Here is an 18433-nt window from a genome sequence, read left to right on the forward strand (position 1 = left end):
ATTAATCCGGGAAAATTTTTGAAATTTTTTCTTGCAATACTTCCGCCGTAAAAGGTTTTACTATATAATTATTAACGCCGGCTTTAACGGCTTCTACGACGTTTTCTTTTTTAGCTTCGGCGGTAACCATTAAAAAAGGGAGGTCTTTAGTAGCTTCGTTTGCCCTTACCTGTTTTAATAATTCTATTCCGGTCATTTCCGGCATATTCCAGTCCGAAATGACGAAATCGTAATTGCCGCCGTCGCCTATTTTGGCAAGAGCCGCCTGCCCGTTTTCGGCTTCGTCGACGTTGGTAAAACCTATCTGTTTTAAAATATTTTTTATTATTCTTCTCATAGTCGAAAAATCGTCCACTACGAGAATTCTCATCGATAAATCTAAAGCCATATTTAATTATCCCCTGTTAATACTTCAAAATGAAGTATCTGCCGTTTTATTTTAATAATATATAATAATAAAAATTTATATCTTAATCAATATATTATTTAAATATTATTATTGATCTTTTACCGCATTTTTGGCGAGGCGTATTATCTCGCTCTCTTTAAAAGGCTTCTGTAAATAAGCAAAACTCCCCTCTATTTCATTTTTACCGGGGATATTAGAAGACATAAGTATCACCGGAATCTTTCTAGTATCGTCGTTTTCTTTAAGATTCTTTAACAGCGTTATGCCGTCCATTTGCGGCATATTTAAATCCGTAACTATAAGATTAATATCTTCCTTTATAGCTTTTTCCAGCGCTTCAAATCCGTCCTGGGCGGTCTTTACTTTAAACCCCGCCTCTTTAAAAGCTATAGACAAAAATTTAGCGACGACTATAGAATCTTCAACGATTAATACGGTATAATTTTTCATAACCCTGCCTCTTTTACTTATTCTTTTTTGTATAGCGGGGTTTTACCCAACCCAACTAACTTAAACAGGGAAGATATGGAGTGGAGCGACTCCGAATGGCCTAAAAAAAGATATCCTCCTGGTTTTAAACTTTCGTATATGTTTTCGATAGTTTTCTTTTTCGATTCCGCATCAAAATATATTATAACATTTCTGCATAAAACGATATCGAAAGACCCAAATTTTTTAACTTCATTGCCGCTTATAAGATTAACGTTTCCAAAAACCGTCATATTTTTAATTTCATCTTTAATTTCATATTCGTCGTCTCCGGTTTTTTCGAAATATTTGCCGAGAATAGCCTGCGATGCATTTCTCAGCGTATATCCGTTATATATGCCTTTTTTTGCGGATTCAAGAACTTTTTCGCTGATATCGGTGCCTATTATTTCAAATTTTATGCCTGACGAGAAAAAATTTTCTTTAATTAAAATTCCGACGGTATAAGGCTCTTCTCCCGTAGAGCATGCGGCGCTCCAGATTCTTATATTTTTAATAGCGTTATTTCCCGACGATTGAACTATCTGTTTTAAAACGTCGACGAAAACTTCCAGTTGGGGCATATCCCTAAAAAAACTTGTTTCGTTTGTCGTTACGCTGTTTAAAAGCTCTTTTATTTCCGCATTTTTAAGAGGCGAAAACTTTAAATAGTTGTAATAATCTTCAAAATTAGAAAGGTTTAAAACCGAAATCCTTTTAGACAGTCTAGTTTCCAGCAGATATTTCTTTTGATCGCTAAAAAATATGCCGGATATATCGTAAATCATATCCTTCAGCTTTTTAAAAACGTCGTCGGATAAATTTAAATTAGAATATTCCATTAAAATTTGGTTTATTTATTAATCATCCGTTAATTAATTCTATAGAAAAATTCTTTATATCTTCATCTTTTGAAGAATTATATTTCTTAATAATAGAATTAGATTTTTCTTTGTTTAAAACGTGAAGCGTTTTTAAAAGGGCAATTTTAACCATTTTGCTTTTTTCGGCGGGAAGCATGGAAGCAAGCTTGTCGAATATATCTTTTGCGCCTGTTTTCTGAATAAGCTCCACCACTTTATATCTGAAAATTTCGGAAAAACCTCCCGATTTAAGAGCTTCTAAGTAAACAGGCGATTTTTTTTCTCCTGCCGATAAAAGCGATTCTAAATAGTTAAACCTGGTTTCTTCGTCGTTTTCTTCAAACAGAAAAGTCGTTTCGTCTTTATGGTTTATTAAATCGAATTTCGCAAGACTTTTCGCAAGCAGTCTTTTTAAATTTAAAGGTTTATTTTTAAATAAAGCTATCGTCGAATAAAAATCGGCGGTTTGTCCGGCATTCAGGCTAATTTTATCGGACGACAGTATCCTTAAAGAGTACTCTGCCGCTTTATCGTTTTTAGAAGAAATATTTTTGATGAAAAATTTAATATATTCTCCGTTTTTATCTTGCGCCGCAAAGTTAGAAAGCGTTTCTACATAAGCGTCTATTACGTCGGCATATTTCTCTTTAAGAAGATTTTCAAAAAACTTTTCAATATATTTTGAAGCATATTGAAAATTTCCGGCAAGTTTTACGGCATATTTCCTGACGTCTCCGTTGGCGTCGCCTATATAGCTTTTAGCTACCTCTTCGATAAGCCTGCGTTCGTATAAAGCTCCGCTGAGTTTAGCCGAATATTTTAAAAGCAGAATTTTTACTTCGACGAAAAGTTTTTTGTCTCCATAAAAAACAAGCAGATCGATTATGTCTTTATATGCGGATTCCGATAAAACATCGATAAGAATATCGGTTTTATCGTTATATTCAGATGAAGGACTTAACTTCATTAAAAATTCCGTTATAAATTTAGGTCTCGCCAATTTTTTTATTATTTCTTTAATGTATTTATACTCATTTTCGTCTAAGTTTTCATTTTTTTTGTAATATTCAAAAATAAATTGAAACAGTTTTTGGGATTTTTTATGATTCATAATCGAAAAATAGCACAAAATGGCGTCGATAGCATCTTTTTCTTCATAATCGCTTAACAGGTATAAACTCATTTTCAAATTCATTTTAGACAGGCGGATATACATTTTCGTTTTTACGTCGGCGCTTTCGTCTGCGCCGCACTCGTCCGTTATGCATAATTTATAAAGACCTTTAAGAATATAAACTTTATCTAATTTATACTTAACGTTGTTTTTTAAAACGTCGAGCAGGAAAACTATAATTTCGTCCCCGCCTATTTTAGAAAGAGATTCTATAATTACGTTTTTAACTACCCTGTCGTCGGCTTTTAAAAACAATTCTTTTAACGCCGGAAAAGCTTTTTTAAGTTTAAGCTCTCCCACGGCAAAAACGGCTGCCGACAGAACGAAAAAATTGCTTTTGGCCTCTTTTACCGATTTAATCAATATGCCGCCTAAATCTATTTTCAATATACCGATGGATTCCAGAGCATTTGCTTTGGTAATTTCGTCGGAGCTTGACGCAAGTATTTTTAAAACTTCCTTAGGCAGGTCGGCAGGATTGAACTTTCCGTATCTTATTAATTCGGCTGTAATTCTGTCGTATTTTCCTTTGTTTTTGCCTGCAAAATAGATTAGAAAGTTGCCGTCATGCATAGCAAGCCGTTTTAACACGTCAAAGGCGTTTGACCTGAGCCTGATGCCTATATCCGAAGAAACTGCGGTGTCCATTAATTTTTTGACGAGTTCTTTTTTGTCCCGCCCTTCTATTTCGTTTATTATAGCATCTTGCGCATATTCTGCAGTTTCAGGATTATCAGAGTCTAAAAGTTCTACTAATTTCTTTTTTTCGTCGATGCTTCCGAACTTAATTATTTTTTCGATTTCTTTCTTATTCATAGGCTTTTAATTTTGACCTCAATTTTAAAATTGATTTAGAATGAATCTGGCATATCCTAGATTCGGTTAAATTTAAAATATGACCTATCTCTTTTAAAGTAAGTTCATCATAATAATACATCATTAAAACATTCTTTTCAACATCTTCAAGCATATCGATATATTTCATCAGTATATTTTTTTTTTCTTCTTTTAAAAGCGCGTCGATAGCCGAAGGTTCCTTGCTTTCTATGGTATCTAAAGTTTCAGATTTCGGTTTATCCATAGATATAAAATCTTTGTCGTTTAAAAAAGAAGCTCCTCTTATTTTATAAAACATTTCGTTAAGCTCGTCCATTCCTATGTTTAACTCTTCGGCAATCTCTTCGTCCGACGGCATTCTTCCAAACTTCTGCTCTAATTTAGCATAAACTTTTTCTATTCTTCCCGAAAGCTCTCGGACGTTTCTCGGCATATAATCGAGTTTTCGGACATTGTCCAATATAGTGCCTTTTATACGCGTCATAGCATAAAAACGAAAATTTTCGTTTTTTGACGGGTCGAACTTTATAGCCGCATCTATTAATCCGAAAATTCCATATTCTATAATATCGTCTTTATTTATGACGCCGTTAAATTTCAGCGACATAAAGTTTGCGACTTTATTTACGAGATTAAAATTTTCTTCTATTAATTTTTTTGACTTTTCGTCTATTTTTTGCATTGTTTTATTTGTGGTGGGACAGAATTAAATTCTGTCCCTACTGTTTTCCAATTTGTGGCAGGTCGGAATTGAATTCCGCCACCACTGTTTTCCAATTTGTTGCGGGTCGGAATTGAATTCCGCCCCGCTTTAAGATAACGACGTCAGCAGTTTATTAAGGAAGAACTGGATGTTGCCGTTAGATATTTTATTGTCTTTTTGAGACAATATATTATACGCCAATTTTTTAAAACATTGCGATGATTTTGAATCGGGAAAAATATTTGAAACCGGCCTCTGCATTATCACCGAACGCGAAAGATTATCGTCGCTTATAATATGCCCCAGATAATTTAAATTTACTTTAAGAAATTTATCGGAAACGAGACTTAAGTGTTTATAAACGTCCTTTGCTTCTTTTTCGCTTTTTACGTTATTAACTATAATCGAAAAATACTTTTCGCCGTATTTAGTGCTTAAAACCTTAATCAGAGCGTAAGCGTCGGTAATGGAAGTCGGTTCCGGAGTAACTACGACGTATATTTCGCTTGCGGCGAGGTTAAAATATAAAACGTTTGACGATATACCCGCTCCGGTGTCAACGAGCAGAACGTCTATCGGCTGTCCCCCCGCTTCTAAACTGCAGGCAAATTCGTCGAATCTCGACATAAGATTTATCTTCTGCGGTTCCGTAAGATTAGAAAGTTCAGGTATTCCGGAGGAGGCCGGAAGAATCATAATTCCGTTCTGGTCGGTCATTATAATATCGCTTAACTGCTTATCTCCGTATATAACCTGCGATATATTGTGTTTTGGAATCATGCCCATCAAAACCGAAACGTTTCCTAAACTCAGGTCTGCATCCATTATTATAACTTTTTTCCCCATCGAAGCAAAGCAATAAGCAAGATTGCAGACGATATTAGTTTTGCCTACTCCTCCTTTGCCGCTTGTAACGGAAATTATTTTCGTGTATGAATTGCCGTTTATGTTTACTTGTCTTTTCATTTTTTATATTCCTCGATTCGATTTTATGGCGGTAACAGAATTGAATTCCGTCCCCTGTTTCCATTTTATAGCGGTAACAGAATTGAATTCAGTCACCGCAGTTAGTTAGAGCGATGCAGGCTTTGGGAAAAATAAGGGGTAAATGTTGCCTGCATTTGCTTCTTCGATATCTTCTGGGACGTTTTCGCCGTAAGATACATAATCTACTGCGGAATCTTCAAGCATAAACAAACCTGCAAGATTGCCGATGCCTTTCGATTCGTCGGTTTTAGTTATTATAATTCCGTTAACTCCTATTTTATTCCTGAATGATTCATACGACCTTAAAGCGTCGATATGTTTAAAATGCGCCGGAACTATAAGTTCTATATTAACCGAACCCTTAAGTCCTTCAAAAAATTTAGATAGAGCGTTTAAACGGTAAACGTTATTATGGTTAACCGCGAATGTATCTATTATTACGACGTCAGAACGCGAACCGGCGATAAAAGCATTTAATCCCGAAGGATCCTTTGCTGTAGTAAAATCTATTTTAAGCTTCCCCGCATAATTTTTTAAAGTTTCATATCCTCCCATTTTTAAAGAATCTATGGAGCATAAAGAAACGTGAAGATTTTTCTCGTAGATAAACTTAGAGCATAACTTTGCGGCTGCCGACGTTTTACCGGAGCCGCTGTTGCCGGCAACGGCTATTACTATTTTTCCGTTCAAAGAACGGACGAATTTTTTTCTTTCGGTTTTTTTCTCGATTATTTTCTTGAAAAATTTCTTGAAATATTCGATTTTGTCTTCTTTCTTAAAATTAGACAATGTTATCCCTTTAAAAAATATATCTATTAATTTAGAAGATACGCTTCTGTCAAAAGAAATACCGTCCAGATAAAGCAGCAAATCGTTTTCTTTGAGTCCTCCTCCCTGCGTTCTTTCGTTTTTCAGCAAGTTTAAATCGAACTTTATTTCCTCCATGAAATTCTTTATTTCCTCAAATTTGACGTTAAGAGCATAATCGACTTTGTCTTCGACTATGCTGTCGAAATTTTCCTTTAAAAATCTGACGTCGTCGTAAATAGGCGCAAGCATGTCTTTATTAAAACATGCTGCTTCGTCTTTAGGAGGCATTATATCTTCTTCTTTATAATCGATAGCCGCGATAACTTCCAGAAACGGTTTGCCGAAAAAACCAAGCTCGCCGGCGGCGCCGTTAACCTGCCTTGTAGAAATAATAAGCGCATCTTCGCCGAGATCTTTTTTTATAAGGTCTATCGCATCTTTAATGTCTAAAACTTCGTATCTTTTAATCTGCATAACATTTAATAAGTTATAATGTTTTAAGATATTTCAATGGTACCGACCGGTTTAATTTTTATATTCGGCGAAATCTCTCCTGTAGAAACTACGGTTATGCCGGGTATTATTTCGTTTAAAATATTTTTTAAGAAAAGCCTTATGCGCGGCTGGGTCATAATAACGGGAGACTGACCCGAATCTAAAGCTTTTTTTATTCCTTCTTTTACAGCAGAAACCATTTTGCCGTAATAAGAAGGGTCGATACCAGAATATCCGGATCCCTGCTCTTTAGTTTTATTATATTCGTTTAAAATTGCCGTTTCTAAATTTTTTCCAAGCATAAGAGGATGAACCGCATTGTCCTGTCCAAGCAATGTTTTTGTTATGGTCCTTTTCAAAGCACTCCTGACGTATTCCGTAAGCAAGGTCGGGTCTTTGGTATTGGGCGCATAATTATGCAGGGCTTCCACTATGGTAAGCATATCTTTAATAGGAATTCCCTCCTGAAGAAGATTTTCCAAAACGTTTTGAACGGAACTAAGCGAAAGTACGCTGGGGATAAGTTCGTCCACTATTTTTGGATATTTAGAAGTAAGTATATCTAGAAGTTTTTGAACATCCTGACGGGTAAGCAGTTCGGCCGCATTGTTTTTAATAATCTCTACTATGTGCGTCGCTATGACGGCCGGTATTTCTACGACGGTCCACCCCGCCATTATCGCCTTCTGTTTTAATCCTTCGTCTATCCAGAGCGCAGGCAGATTAAACGCCGGCTCTTTCGTAACCACGCCTGGTATATTTTCGGAAACGGTGCCGGGGTTCATGGCAAGAAGTTTGTTGGGCATAGTTTCGTATCTTGCCGTTTCTATACCTTTAATTAAAAAAATGTACTCGTTTGGTTTTAAATTTAAATTATCTTTAATGTGAATAGGAGGAACTATAATACCCATATCGGACGCAAGCTGTTTCCTAATACCCTTTATTCTTTCCAAAAGTTCGCCGCTTCTGGATGCATCTACGTAGGGTATGAGGTTGTATCCAACTTCAAGCTCAAGAATATCTATTTGCATGGCATTTTCTATTATCTGCGATTCAGGAATCTCTTTCTTTTCTTCGGCTGTTTTTTTCGCAGTTTCCGTTTTTTTCTTTGCCGATTCCCTTACGATTATATAACCCGTTAAGGCCGCTATCGCCGCAAACAAAATAAAAGGCCAGTGAGGAAGACCTGGGATAATTCCGAAAAAAAACAGTATGCCGGCGGCGGTGTAAAGGACTCTCGGATTAGATATAAACTGGCTTGAGAAATCTTTAGATAGGTCGCTTTCGCGGCTTGCCCTCGTCATTATAATACCTGCCGAAGTAGAAACTATAAGAGCCGGAATCTGCGCCACCAACCCTTCTCCTACCGTAAGAAGCGTATAATCCGAAACTGCCTTTAAAATAGACATATGATGCTGAAATATTCCTATAAGGAGACCGCCTATGATATTAACTATGATTATGATAATGGCGGCTATAACGTCTCCTCTGACGAATTTGCTTGCGCCGTCCATAGAACCGTAAAAGTCCACTTCCTTACTCAAATCCAATCTTTTCTTTCTTGCTTCCGCATCGGTTATAAAACCTGAATTAAGTTCCGCGTCTATGGACATCTGTTTACCCGGCAATGCGTCTAACGTAAATCTTGCCGATACTTCGGCGACCCTGGTCGCGCCTTTTGTAATAACGAGGAAATTTATTACTATAAAAATTATGAATATTACTATTCCCACAGCAAAGTTTCCGCCTACGACGAACTGCCCGAAAGACTGTATGACGACGCCGGCGGCATCAGGACCTTTGTAGCCGTAAAGCAGTATAAGCCTCGTAGCGGCTATTTCCAAAGAAAGACGGAAAAGCGTAGCCACCAAAAGAATAGTCGGAAAAACAGAAAATTCCAAAGGTCTTAAGACGTAAATAGAAATAAGAAGAATTATTATGCCGAAAGATATCGAAAAAGTCAGAAATATATCGAGCATCCACGTAGTTATAGGTATAACCATAAGCCCTATAACCATCATGAAAAGGAGCGCCAGCATTACATCGGTATTCCTAAAAAATATATTGCGGGGCATAACCGCCGCGTTTTCCGCTCTTTCAGCCATTTTTTAAATAAAGCTCCATATCTGTTTAAATTTTTGATTTGTAGTATATAAATGGGCAAGTATTTCGGCCACTGCTTTATAAAGCGATGCCGGAATCGCCTGTCCGGGTTCGCACGTTTCGTAAAGCGCACGCGCCACCATTTTATTTTCAACCGTCGGAATGCCGTTATCCTTCGCTATTTTTTTAATAAGCAAAGCCAGGTTGTCTGCGCCTTTCGCAATAACTACCGGAGCATTGTGTTTTTTATTGTCGTATTTTAAAGCTACCGCAAAATGGGTCGGGTTGGTAATGACTACATGAGCATTCTTAACCTCTTTTAAAATTTTTCTTCTTGCGATTTCCCTCTGCATTTTTCTTATTTTTCCTTTAACCTGCTGGTCGCCTTCGAACTGTTTGGCTTCGTCTTTTACTTCCTGCTTAGTCATCATAAGACCTTTATTATACTTGTATTTCTGAAAAAAATAGTCGGCTATCGCAAGAACTATCAGTGCCATAATTATGTTAAAAAAAAGTTTATAAATAATTTTAAAAGTAAAAAAAGCGTCGTATGAAGGGGTCATATACTGCAATACCAATATCTTTTTTAAATGAGGATAGATAGTAAAATATGCTATAGCCGTTAATACGAAAAATTTAAAAATAGATTTTACAAGTTCGTTTAAGGACTGAAGCGAAAAAAATCTTTTAACGCCTGAAACGGGGTCTATTTTTGTAATATCGGGAATCAGAGGTTGAAAGGTCAGCAAAAAACCGACTTGCACGAGATTTGAAAGCACCGAAGCTGCAAAAACCAATAAGATTAGCGGAAGAATAGCATAAACTACGGTATAAAGTAAGCCGTCTATAATTTTAATACATTCCGTATAGCCTAAATTTAAATTGGAAAAATTAGATAAAAAATATACTAAACGGTCGTCGATGATATTGCCTATATGCGAAATATTAAAATAAAGATATATTATTACGGCGACAAAAACGAAAGCGGTCGTCACCTCTCTAGATTTCATTACCTGCCCTTTTTCCCTTGCGTCTTGAATACGTTTGGGAGTAGGCTGTTCCGACTTGTCGAACTGATCTTCCGCCATATTTAATTTATTACATTAATTATTATTTACTATGTATTTTATTTAACTGTTATTTTTTAATATATGCCATGTAATTTATCATATAATTAAATTCCGTTTTTAAACCGCCGAAGGACTGCATTACGTAATCGGTAAAATACGGCACGGTAACGTAAAGCATAAGAAGTCCTACCGCTATAGTTATAGGAAAACCTACGGCAAAAATATTAAATTGCGGCGCAATTCTTCCCATAAGAGCAATAATTACGTTTAATATAATCGCTACCAAAACTATAGGGATGCTTAAATCCAAACCTATTAAAAATATGTCGTTAGACCTTAAAACTAAATATTGAAAAATATGCGGCGAGAAATTGACGAAAGTTAAAGGTATAGTTTGAAAACTTCTGTATATCCCTTCTATTACAAAGAAAAAAGCAGACGTCTGTATAAAAATTATAAGAGCGACGTAGTTCTGCAAATTAGATATTAAAGAAACCTGCTGATTAGAGATGAGGGGATTTATAAGGCTTATCATTCCAAAACCGACCTGCGTACTTATAAGTTGTCCGGCAACTTCGACGCCGGTAAAAATTATAAGCACTAAAAACCCGAAAATAATACCTATAAGAGCTTGGGAAATAACGGCTAAAATCAGCTCCGGCAAGGTTAGATGAGGGATTATCTGAGTTTTAACCACTAAAGGATAGACTATTAACGACATGAAAAAGGCCAGACCTATCTTTGCCCAGTTTGGAACGGAAGAACTGCCGATAAACGGAAGAGCGATTATCATTGCGATAATCCTGAAAAATATCAGCATAAATTCTATTAAAAGATATTGGTGTATTATAATTGCCGGCAAATCAGCTTCCTCCCCTTATATATTCGGGAAAATGCGAAAACATTGCCGTCGCAAAATTTCCCATAATGTTTAGCATCCACGGTCCAAAAATTAGTAAAACTATTATAACTACGATAATTTTGGGAACAAAAGTAATCGTCTGATCCTGAAGCTGAGTAACGGCTTGAAACATACTTATGAGTATTCCTATTGCAAGACTCGCTATAAGCGGAGGCGCGCTTAAATATAAAACCGTAAGTATCACTTTTTGAATTATAAAATTTACGAACGCTACCGACACCTTAACCTATCTCCCTATTTATTTATTATTTGGACGTAATTTAATTATGCTCCCACATCCTTATCGCCGTTAAGTATGAAAACTCTGTACCAAAGAACCTATTACCAAATACCAGCCGTTTACCATAACGAAAAGCATAAGCTTAAAGGGAAGAGATATCATGGTAGGCGGCAGCATAAGCATGCCCATAGACATTAAAAGGCTCGAAACCACAAGATCTAATATCAAAAACGGAAGATATATAAGAAAACTTATCTCGAAAGCCGTCGTAAGTTCGCTTACAATAAATGCCGGAACGAGAACGTAAGTCGGCACGTCTTTAGGAGATTTAATATTCTTGATTTTAGACATTTTAACAAAAAGTTCCAAATCTTTAAGTCTCGTCTGTTTAAGCATAAAATCCCTGACAGGTTGAATTCCTATTTTATAAGCTTTTTTAATTCCTATAAAACCTTTAGTATATGGAACGTAAGCATTATTATATACGGAACTTATAACAGGAGCCATTATAAAAAAAGTAAGAAAAAGGCTTAATCCTATAATTACCTGATTCGGCGGTTCCGTCGTAAGCCCAAGTGAAGTTCTTAAAAACGATAGAACTACCACGATTCTGACGAATGAAGTCATCATTATCAAGATAGAAGGCGCTATAGAAATTACGGTAAAGATTAGAAGTATCTGAATAAGCATAGATACCTGCGAATGCGGCGCATGACCGGTCATAGTTATGGCAGGCAGAGCTAAAAGCGAAGTGTTTTTAAAGCTTTTTACTTTTAACATCGCTCTCCATCAACCCCTTAAGTCTTTCTTCTATATCGAAAAATATATTATCGGCTTTGTTTTTAAATTTGGCTTCGTTGATATTTTTAACTTTACCGGATTTATCTAAAGCATCTGCGGCGGTATTTTCCGGAAATTCCGACCGACCGCCGACCTTTTCCCTCATAACGTCCGCAAATCTGCCGTAGGTTTTGACTGCCGGCGAAGGGCTGGCGAACGGACCGGCGGCGTTCCCGTAAACAGGCGTTTCATCGTATGCCGCATAAGCTTCGGGATTAAATTGTTTGCCGCTTTTTCCTTTAATTTCTTTAGATTCTTTTATTTCTTTTACCGAAGTTTTGCCTTGCTGTTCGGTATAATCCGAAATTTCGGAATTTTGCTGACCGGCGGTTCCCTGTAAACGCCCTATCATCTGAATATTTGAAGGAGAGACTCCTACTAAAAAAAATTCTCTATTTACTTCTATAAGCAGGATAGATTTTTTATTGCCGAGATTAATAGAAGATATTATTTTCAGGCTGTTAATTTTTTCTTTCGTCGAAACCCTGTTTTTAAATTTATTCATAAAGAAATATATGCCGTAAATCATGGCGATAATAAGAGCTAAATAAACCGCGGTTTTAACGGCTTCAAGACCCATATTTAAACCGGCCGGTTTTTTTAAAGAAGCATTTTTTAAATTTAAATGTTTTGCATTGGAAAAAGCGCCGGCATTAGATGCGGCAGAGGGTTTAAGATTATTTTTCGATTTTGTTTTATTAACTTTACTTGTTTTGTCTGCGGCGTTATTTACCAAGACGGTATTTTTCTTTCCTACGTTTTTAAATATATCGGCGGGAAATCCGCCGACTATTTTAATAACCAAATAATTTCGATAAAATGAAGCAAAAACGTTTTTCCGTGCTATTTTTATACTTTTATTAAAATAAACGACGGCATCTAATCCCGAATTGCCCGCCGGTATAATTTCGGCGGCTTTAAAAAGCCTGCTGCCTTTAAAATTTACAAACTTGGATTGCCGTGCGGACCCATAGGAAACAGTATTATTAAAAACGGCTTCAATGCCGTATTTTTTATAAATCATATTTTTTAAAACGTTTTGCGGTTTGCCGTTAAATCTAAACCATATAAAATAAGAATTGTTTTTTTTGCTTTCCGAAACCGAAATTCCTTTTAACGTCAAGCCGCTTTCGGCATATGCTTTATTGAAGGCGGCGGCTAAAAAAATCAAAACCGCGGAAATAAAACAAAAAGTATAAAATAACGATTTAATTTTATTCATATTAAATATATTAAACATATTAAAGTTTTTTAACCCTTTCTACCGGGCTTATAATATCCGTCAGCCTGACGCCGAATTTATCGTTGACCAAAACAACCTCTCCCCTCGCCATAAGTTTGCCGTTAACGTATATATCCAAAGGCTCGCCGGCAAGTTTTGCAAGTTCTATGACCGAACCCTGTCCAAGCTGGAGCATATCGTTAATAACCATTTTTGTCCTCCCCAATTCTACCGATATGGTAAGAGGTATATCGAGAATAAAATCCAAATTTTTTGGCGGTTCGGCAGTTTTATCGGATTCGTCGAACGATGCAAATTCTAATTTTTTTACCGGTTTCTTAGGAGTTGGTTGCGCAGTTTCATTTTTTGCAGGTTTAATATCTTCGACTCCCAAATCTGCCGCGTCAGATACTACGGCTGTTCCGCTATTGCCGCCCGCTTGGCTTTGTTCCGCAGGTGCGGTGCTTTCGGACGAAGCATTTGCCCCTGCGCCGGCATTAGCGGCTTCTTCCTCTTTAAAGGCATCCTCCCAGCTGATATTGTCGTCTTCGTCCTCCGAAGGCGCAGCCTGCTTGGCTGTTTCTGCACCTGCCGCCCGGCTTTGAACCTGTGCGTCTTCTCCAGCTTTTTTTTCTAATTCTTCGGTCTTATTTTCTTCACTCATAATAGCCCTCTTTACCCAACGGTATGTCGGAAATTATTTTTACGGCAAGATTATTATTTAGTTTACCCGGATAAGCAATAAATTTCGGCAGATTTTCTATATCGATCACTAAAGGGTCTTCTATTCTTTTGTCTAACACTATAACGTCGCCTTTTTTTATTTTTAAAAAATCTCGGGAGCTTATGCTCGTCTTTCCGAGATCAATCCTTATATTAAGTTCCGATTCTTTAAGCCTTTCTTTAAATCTTTCTATCCATCTGTGGTCGACTTCAAGCTGTTCGCTCTGAAATCCGCTGTAAAGTTTTTCTTTAATAGGCTCTATCATTGAATAAGGTATACATATCATAAATTTAGAAACGGCGCCTTCTATGTCCACCTCGAATCTGCTTATAATTACGACCTCCGTAGGCGTAACTATAGTCGCAAACTGAGGATTTATTTCGCTTCTTTGAAATTCTATGTCTATCGGCGAAACCGGCATCCAAGCAGTTTTTAGCGAATTAAAAGCCATATCCGTTATTTTTTTTATCAGTTTGTTTTCTATTGGCGAAAAATCCCTTCCTTCTATTTTTACGTGCAGGTCGGTAGTGCCGCCGAAAAAAATATCTATCAGGTTATACACTAATCTTGAGTCTAAAACGAAAATAGCATAGCCGCGAAGAGGCGGCATTTTAAAAATAGTCAGGCTCGTCGGAAGCGGAATATTTTTTAAAAACTCCCCGAATTTCTGCATATCTACCGAAGTAGACGTTATTTCCGCAACTTTTCTTAGGGCGGAAGTTAAATCGTTTCTTAAAAGACGGGCAAACCTTTCGTTGATTATTTCTAGAGTGGGCATTCTGCCCCTGACTATCCTGTCCTGCGAAGTTAAATCGTAAGGCTTTATACCGCCAAGATTTTCTTCTTTTTTTTCCGATTCTATCGCGCCGGAAGATATGCCTCTAAGCAGAGCGTTAACTTCGTCTTGCGATAATATTTCAGCCATATTTTTATTTTTATTGAACTAAATAATTATTGAAATAAACTCCGGTTACGGTATCGTCTCCAAGAAGCTGATTAAGGCTCCTCGCTATCTGATGCCTTAAAGACAGTTGCCCTTGAGGACTATCTATTTCTTTTGACGTTTTTGAACTTAAAATCATGATTATACGGTTTCTTACCTTAGGGGTAAGCTGTTTGAAAATGCCTACGTTAGAACCGGGTTTTAATTCTATAGACATAGAAACCTTTACGTAAGCGGTTCTGTTAGTGTTTGCAAGATTGGTCAAAAAAGATTTAAGTTTTATCATCGGACCAGGCTGCACATTGGAAAGCCCAGCCGGTTTATTAACCGTGGTTTTGCTTTTTTTGGCGAGTAAAAAATGGTAAGCCGCAAAACCGCCGCCTCCGAGTATAAGCAGAAGCGGAACAATGATAAACAAAAGTTTTTTCTTCCCGCCTTTTTTATTGGATGCCTCTATCTGAGAGATAGTGGACATCTCCTCGTCGACATTGCCGAGTTCCTTGTTAGTTTTGCCGTTTTTGTCATCAGCCATAAACCGCCTCCAAAATTAAATTTATACAAATATCCTTACGAAAGATAATGCAATATCTATGCCATATTATCCAAAATTATAACATACAATATAATAATCTAATAAAATCAATGAATTATTGATTATTTTATAAATTAATTCGATATGGATATATTAAATAACATTTAAGATATCGTCATTATTCTGACGCTGTTATTCGTTTTCGTCAAATTTTTAAAATTAATTTAATTTTAATCGATTTTATATACAATAGCAATTTCTAAATAGAATTTAGCCGTATAAGCTAATTTGGGATGGGTGAGAAGGGAGCGGATTTATTATATTTTAATAATTAGAATTATCAATATTATTTTCCAGCTATGGCATTGGTGAAAAATATTGCGGATTTAACCGGCATCCTTGAAATTATAGCGGAAGCGGCTTTTGCGGTCATGTGCGATAAAATATATATCGCGACGCTTTTATCTATACCGGGAAGTATAGCGGCGGCTTTTCTTGGACTCATAGAAGAATAAACTGGTATTAAGTTTTTTATTTTAGCCTGCTGAGCGGTTTTTATATGATGGATTTTAGATTCAATTTTTTTTAACTGCTCTACTTCGGATTTAATCTGATTTTTGAGAACTTTAATCTCCTGTCTTTCCGCGGAAACGCTTGAAGCATAAGCCGAAACGGGCGAAAAACAGCAATAGCAATAAGATAAAAATACGGCGGCAAATATCAAAAAGGGAATAAAAAGAACGTTATGCAGACTTACTTTTTTCTTCATATATTATATATTATTATATATTTTTTATATATTTATTTATTGATTTATGAAACGGTTAGAAGCAAAATCGGAAGTTACGGCTTCTTCTCTTTTTAATTCGTTAATTTTATCTATCGCAAGATGCTTTTCTCTAAGTTTGTTTATTTTTTCATATTCTATTTTAGCTTCAATAACCGATTTTTTTTTAATTTCAAGTTCTCGTTCGGCAGATTCCTGTTCGGCAAGCAATTCGTTCAGCTTATACTGCAGGGATTTATATCCTGTTTCAAGCGTATTGTAACCGTATATGTCAGATATACCCGCAACCTGCGCCGAATAAGATTTTTTAAAAGATTCCAAAGATTTTTGAACGTCGAATATAGCTAAATTTATCAGCGCAACCCTCTTCTGAACTTCGGAAAGTTCGGTGTATTTTTTATCGAGAATTGTTTTTCGGTGGTTCAATATGTTCTGAAATTTAAATGCCATAGTTAATTTGTGACGGGGCAGAATAGAATTCATTCCTGCTTTTATATAATTTATACGAAATAATCTACTAATGCATTCGGATTGCCGTATCTTGAATCGTTTGTTCCGGCGGAAACCGTTTGCGTTTCTGCGCCTCCGTTTGAAAATCCGGAATTATAACCTGCATTGCCAGAAGTAAAAGCATTATTGAAAGACTCGTTTGCGCCGCCGCCGTTGCCGTTATTATAACCCGAACCGGTGCTTATATTCAAATTTATGGTAGAAAACCCCTGATTTTTAAGGGCGCTCTGCAGAGAATCCGAGGATGCCTGAAGCGCATTTTTTGCCGCTTCATTCTGCGCAAGCATATTGACCGTTATAGAGCCGCCCGAAGAAATCGCTTGATTAAATGCGTTTAAAGAATTTGACGGATTTAATGAAATATTTATTTTGACCGTGCCGAGCGAAGCCGGATTTAACGTAATAACAGCCGACTGGACGTTTCTTCTCAACATAAACATAACCGAATTAATCGCTAAAGAACCGGTAGTTTCACCTGCCGTATCGTCTTCGAGTCCCGACACGCCGTTACCGGTCAAACTGAAACCTGCGGAATTTCCGCCGGAAGCGGAAAGCGGATCTGAACCTGAGCCGGCTGAAACCGCCGAACCTGCGACGCCGAAAAAATTTGAAGATAAAGAACCGGAATCTCCGGCTTTTAAACTGCCGGCAGAGTTAATTCCGGAAGATACCGCTGAACCGGAAAGCGATAAACCTGCGCTGGACGAATTTTTAATACTTTCTGAATTAAGAGCATTATTTTTAATATCCTCGTTCAGCGTTTTTGCGTTTTGAGCGTTTATAACGCTCATATTTACATCGGCTTTTACGCCGTTATTTGCGGCGTTTGCATTAAAAATATTAATTTTATTTGCATCGGCGGTATTAGAATTAGGGTTTGCTTTGTTTGCGGCGGTTTTGTCCGTAATAATTTGGTTATAGGTAATTTTATTAGCAGCAACGTCTGATGATTTAGACGATGAACCGTCTGCGGAAACTGCTGCTGAGTTATTACGTACCGAAGCCTGATAGTCTTTGCCGTTAATATTTTTAACGTTATCCGCAAGCGCATTTATACCTGAATAATTGCTCCCGATATTTCCGGCATTGGAACCTCCGTCCGATACCTGCGTCCCGTTTGCGTTTAAGAGTGAAACGTTTACATCATGCTTTGATTTTGAATTTGCGCCTTCCGATGCGTTTCCGTTTCCACCCGTACCGCCCGATTTTACGTCTATTTTTTTTGCTGAGGGTAATTGTCCTGCAAAATTAATATTCGTATTTCCTATGAAATAAACGTTTCGTTCGTCGCGAATATTAGCGTTACCGTTTAGTACGGTATTTCCGCCTTTTTCCGAAGCGGTTTTATAGGATTTAGAGGAATCGTTGGACGTATGTTCCGTATTCCCATTTTTGCTTGAAACCTGCGATGAATCGCCGTTAGAAGCGGAAATTTTTGCGGCGCTTTTGCCTATGTCAGCGTTTGAATGTCCGCCGCCGGTATTATTATTATTTACAGGCTGACCCGCCTGATAACCGTTACCATTATTCGGCGAACTTCCGCTTATATTGTTTTCCGTCTGAGCGCCGTTATTATTGCCGACAGCATTCGCGCCGTTATTAAGTTGTTGACCCGTTGACGAAACAGGTGTCGATGTTTCGGCAGTATTGCCTGCCTGACCGCCTCCGTAAACATTAGACGCTCCGCCTGCAGACTGAAACGCTCCGCCTTGATTTTGACCGCCGTCCGAAACGGAAGAAGCGGCATTAGACAAGCCGCTTATAGAGTTACCGAGCATTTCGCCGAACGACCCCTGCCCGCCGAAACCCGACGA

General features: G+C 37.2%; 19 protein-coding genes. All 19 read right to left on the reverse strand.

Annotated features, from left to right (window positions below; translation table 11 throughout):
* Position 1 precedes the first annotated feature (1 nt).
* On the reverse strand, positions 2 to 388 hold the full coding sequence (locus tag EVJ48_07870) for a response regulator (GenBank protein ID RZV38028.1): 387 nt from the start codon (positions 386 to 388) through the stop codon (positions 2 to 4).
* Between the two features lie 108 nt (positions 389 to 496).
* Positions 497 to 859: a response regulator gene (locus EVJ48_07875; GenBank protein ID RZV38029.1), complete on the reverse strand. Its 363-nt coding sequence runs from the start codon at positions 857 to 859 to the stop codon at positions 497 to 499.
* Between the two features lie 17 nt (positions 860 to 876).
* On the reverse strand, positions 877 to 1719 hold the full coding sequence (locus tag EVJ48_07880) for a protein-glutamate O-methyltransferase CheR (GenBank protein RZV38030.1): 843 nt from the start codon (positions 1717 to 1719) through the stop codon (positions 877 to 879).
* 22 nt (positions 1720 to 1741) lie between these two features.
* On the reverse strand, positions 1742 to 3730 hold the full coding sequence (locus EVJ48_07885) for a HEAT repeat domain-containing protein (protein RZV38031.1): 1989 nt from the start codon (positions 3728 to 3730) through the stop codon (positions 1742 to 1744).
* On the reverse strand, positions 3723 to 4433 hold the full coding sequence (locus EVJ48_07890; GenBank protein ID RZV38032.1) for a FliA/WhiG family RNA polymerase sigma factor: 711 nt from the start codon (positions 4431 to 4433) through the stop codon (positions 3723 to 3725). Before EVJ48_07890 ends, EVJ48_07885 begins: the two co-directional genes overlap by 8 nt.
* Before the next feature lie 129 nt (positions 4434 to 4562).
* A complete protein-coding gene (locus EVJ48_07895; GenBank protein ID RZV38033.1) occupies positions 4563 to 5420 on the reverse strand; it encodes a MinD/ParA family protein in 858 nt (285 codons plus the stop codon).
* Between the two features lie 105 nt (positions 5421 to 5525).
* Positions 5526 to 6725, reverse strand: a complete 1200-nt coding sequence (locus tag EVJ48_07900; protein RZV38034.1) for a hypothetical protein — start codon at positions 6723 to 6725, stop codon at positions 5526 to 5528.
* A 23-nt stretch (positions 6726 to 6748) separates the two neighbouring features.
* A complete protein-coding gene (gene flhA, locus EVJ48_07905; GenBank protein RZV38045.1) occupies positions 6749 to 8821 on the reverse strand; it encodes a flagellar biosynthesis protein FlhA in 2073 nt (690 codons plus the stop codon).
* A 33-nt stretch (positions 8822 to 8854) separates the two neighbouring features.
* Positions 8855 to 9937, reverse strand: a complete 1083-nt coding sequence (gene flhB, locus EVJ48_07910) for a flagellar biosynthesis protein FlhB (protein RZV38035.1) — start codon at positions 9935 to 9937, stop codon at positions 8855 to 8857.
* Between the two features lie 49 nt (positions 9938 to 9986).
* Complete coding sequence (gene fliR / locus EVJ48_07915) at positions 9987 to 10781, reverse strand: flagellar biosynthetic protein FliR (GenBank protein ID RZV38036.1); 795 nt, start codon at positions 10779 to 10781, stop codon at positions 9987 to 9989.
* Position 10782: 1 nt separating this feature from the next.
* On the reverse strand, positions 10783 to 11061 hold the full coding sequence (fliQ, locus tag EVJ48_07920) for a flagellar biosynthesis protein FliQ (GenBank protein RZV38037.1): 279 nt from the start codon (positions 11059 to 11061) through the stop codon (positions 10783 to 10785).
* Between the two features lie 69 nt (positions 11062 to 11130).
* Complete coding sequence (fliP, locus tag EVJ48_07925) at positions 11131 to 11784, reverse strand: flagellar biosynthesis protein FliP (protein RZV38046.1); 654 nt, start codon at positions 11782 to 11784, stop codon at positions 11131 to 11133.
* A gap of 34 nt (positions 11785 to 11818) precedes the next feature.
* The gene (gene fliO / locus EVJ48_07930) at positions 11819 to 13141 is read right to left on the reverse strand and encodes a flagellar biosynthetic protein FliO (GenBank protein ID RZV38038.1); all 1323 of its coding nucleotides are present in this window, start codon (positions 13139 to 13141) and stop codon (positions 11819 to 11821) included.
* Position 13142: 1 nt separating this feature from the next.
* On the reverse strand, positions 13143 to 13787 hold the full coding sequence (gene fliN, locus EVJ48_07935; protein RZV38039.1) for a flagellar motor switch protein FliN: 645 nt from the start codon (positions 13785 to 13787) through the stop codon (positions 13143 to 13145).
* Positions 13780 to 14772, reverse strand: coding sequence for a flagellar motor switch protein FliM (gene fliM, locus EVJ48_07940; GenBank protein ID RZV38040.1), 993 nt, complete (start codon positions 14770 to 14772; stop codon positions 13780 to 13782). The genes fliN and fliM overlap by 8 nt, the downstream gene beginning before the upstream one ends.
* 10 nt (positions 14773 to 14782) lie before the next feature.
* Entirely contained in the window at positions 14783 to 15322 is a 540-nt protein-coding gene (locus tag EVJ48_07945; GenBank protein ID RZV38041.1) for a flagellar basal body-associated FliL family protein, read from the reverse strand.
* 346 nt (positions 15323 to 15668) lie between these two features.
* Positions 15669 to 16091 (reverse strand): hypothetical protein, encoded by a 423-nt coding sequence (locus EVJ48_07950; GenBank protein ID RZV38042.1) that lies wholly within the window; start codon positions 16089 to 16091, stop codon positions 15669 to 15671.
* A gap of 36 nt (positions 16092 to 16127) precedes the next feature.
* The gene (locus EVJ48_07955) at positions 16128 to 16592 is read right to left on the reverse strand and encodes a hypothetical protein (GenBank protein ID RZV38043.1); all 465 of its coding nucleotides are present in this window, start codon (positions 16590 to 16592) and stop codon (positions 16128 to 16130) included.
* A gap of 17 nt (positions 16593 to 16609) precedes the next feature.
* On the reverse strand, positions 16610 to 18433 hold a 1824-nt coding region (locus tag EVJ48_07960; protein RZV38044.1), incomplete at its 5' end, for a flagellar hook-length control protein FliK.

Origin of the sequence: Candidatus Acidulodesulfobacterium acidiphilum, assembly GCA_008534395.1 — a bacterium.
GTDB classification, from domain to species: Bacteria; SZUA-79; SZUA-79; order Acidulodesulfobacterales; family Acidulodesulfobacteraceae; genus Acidulodesulfobacterium_A; species Acidulodesulfobacterium_A acidiphilum.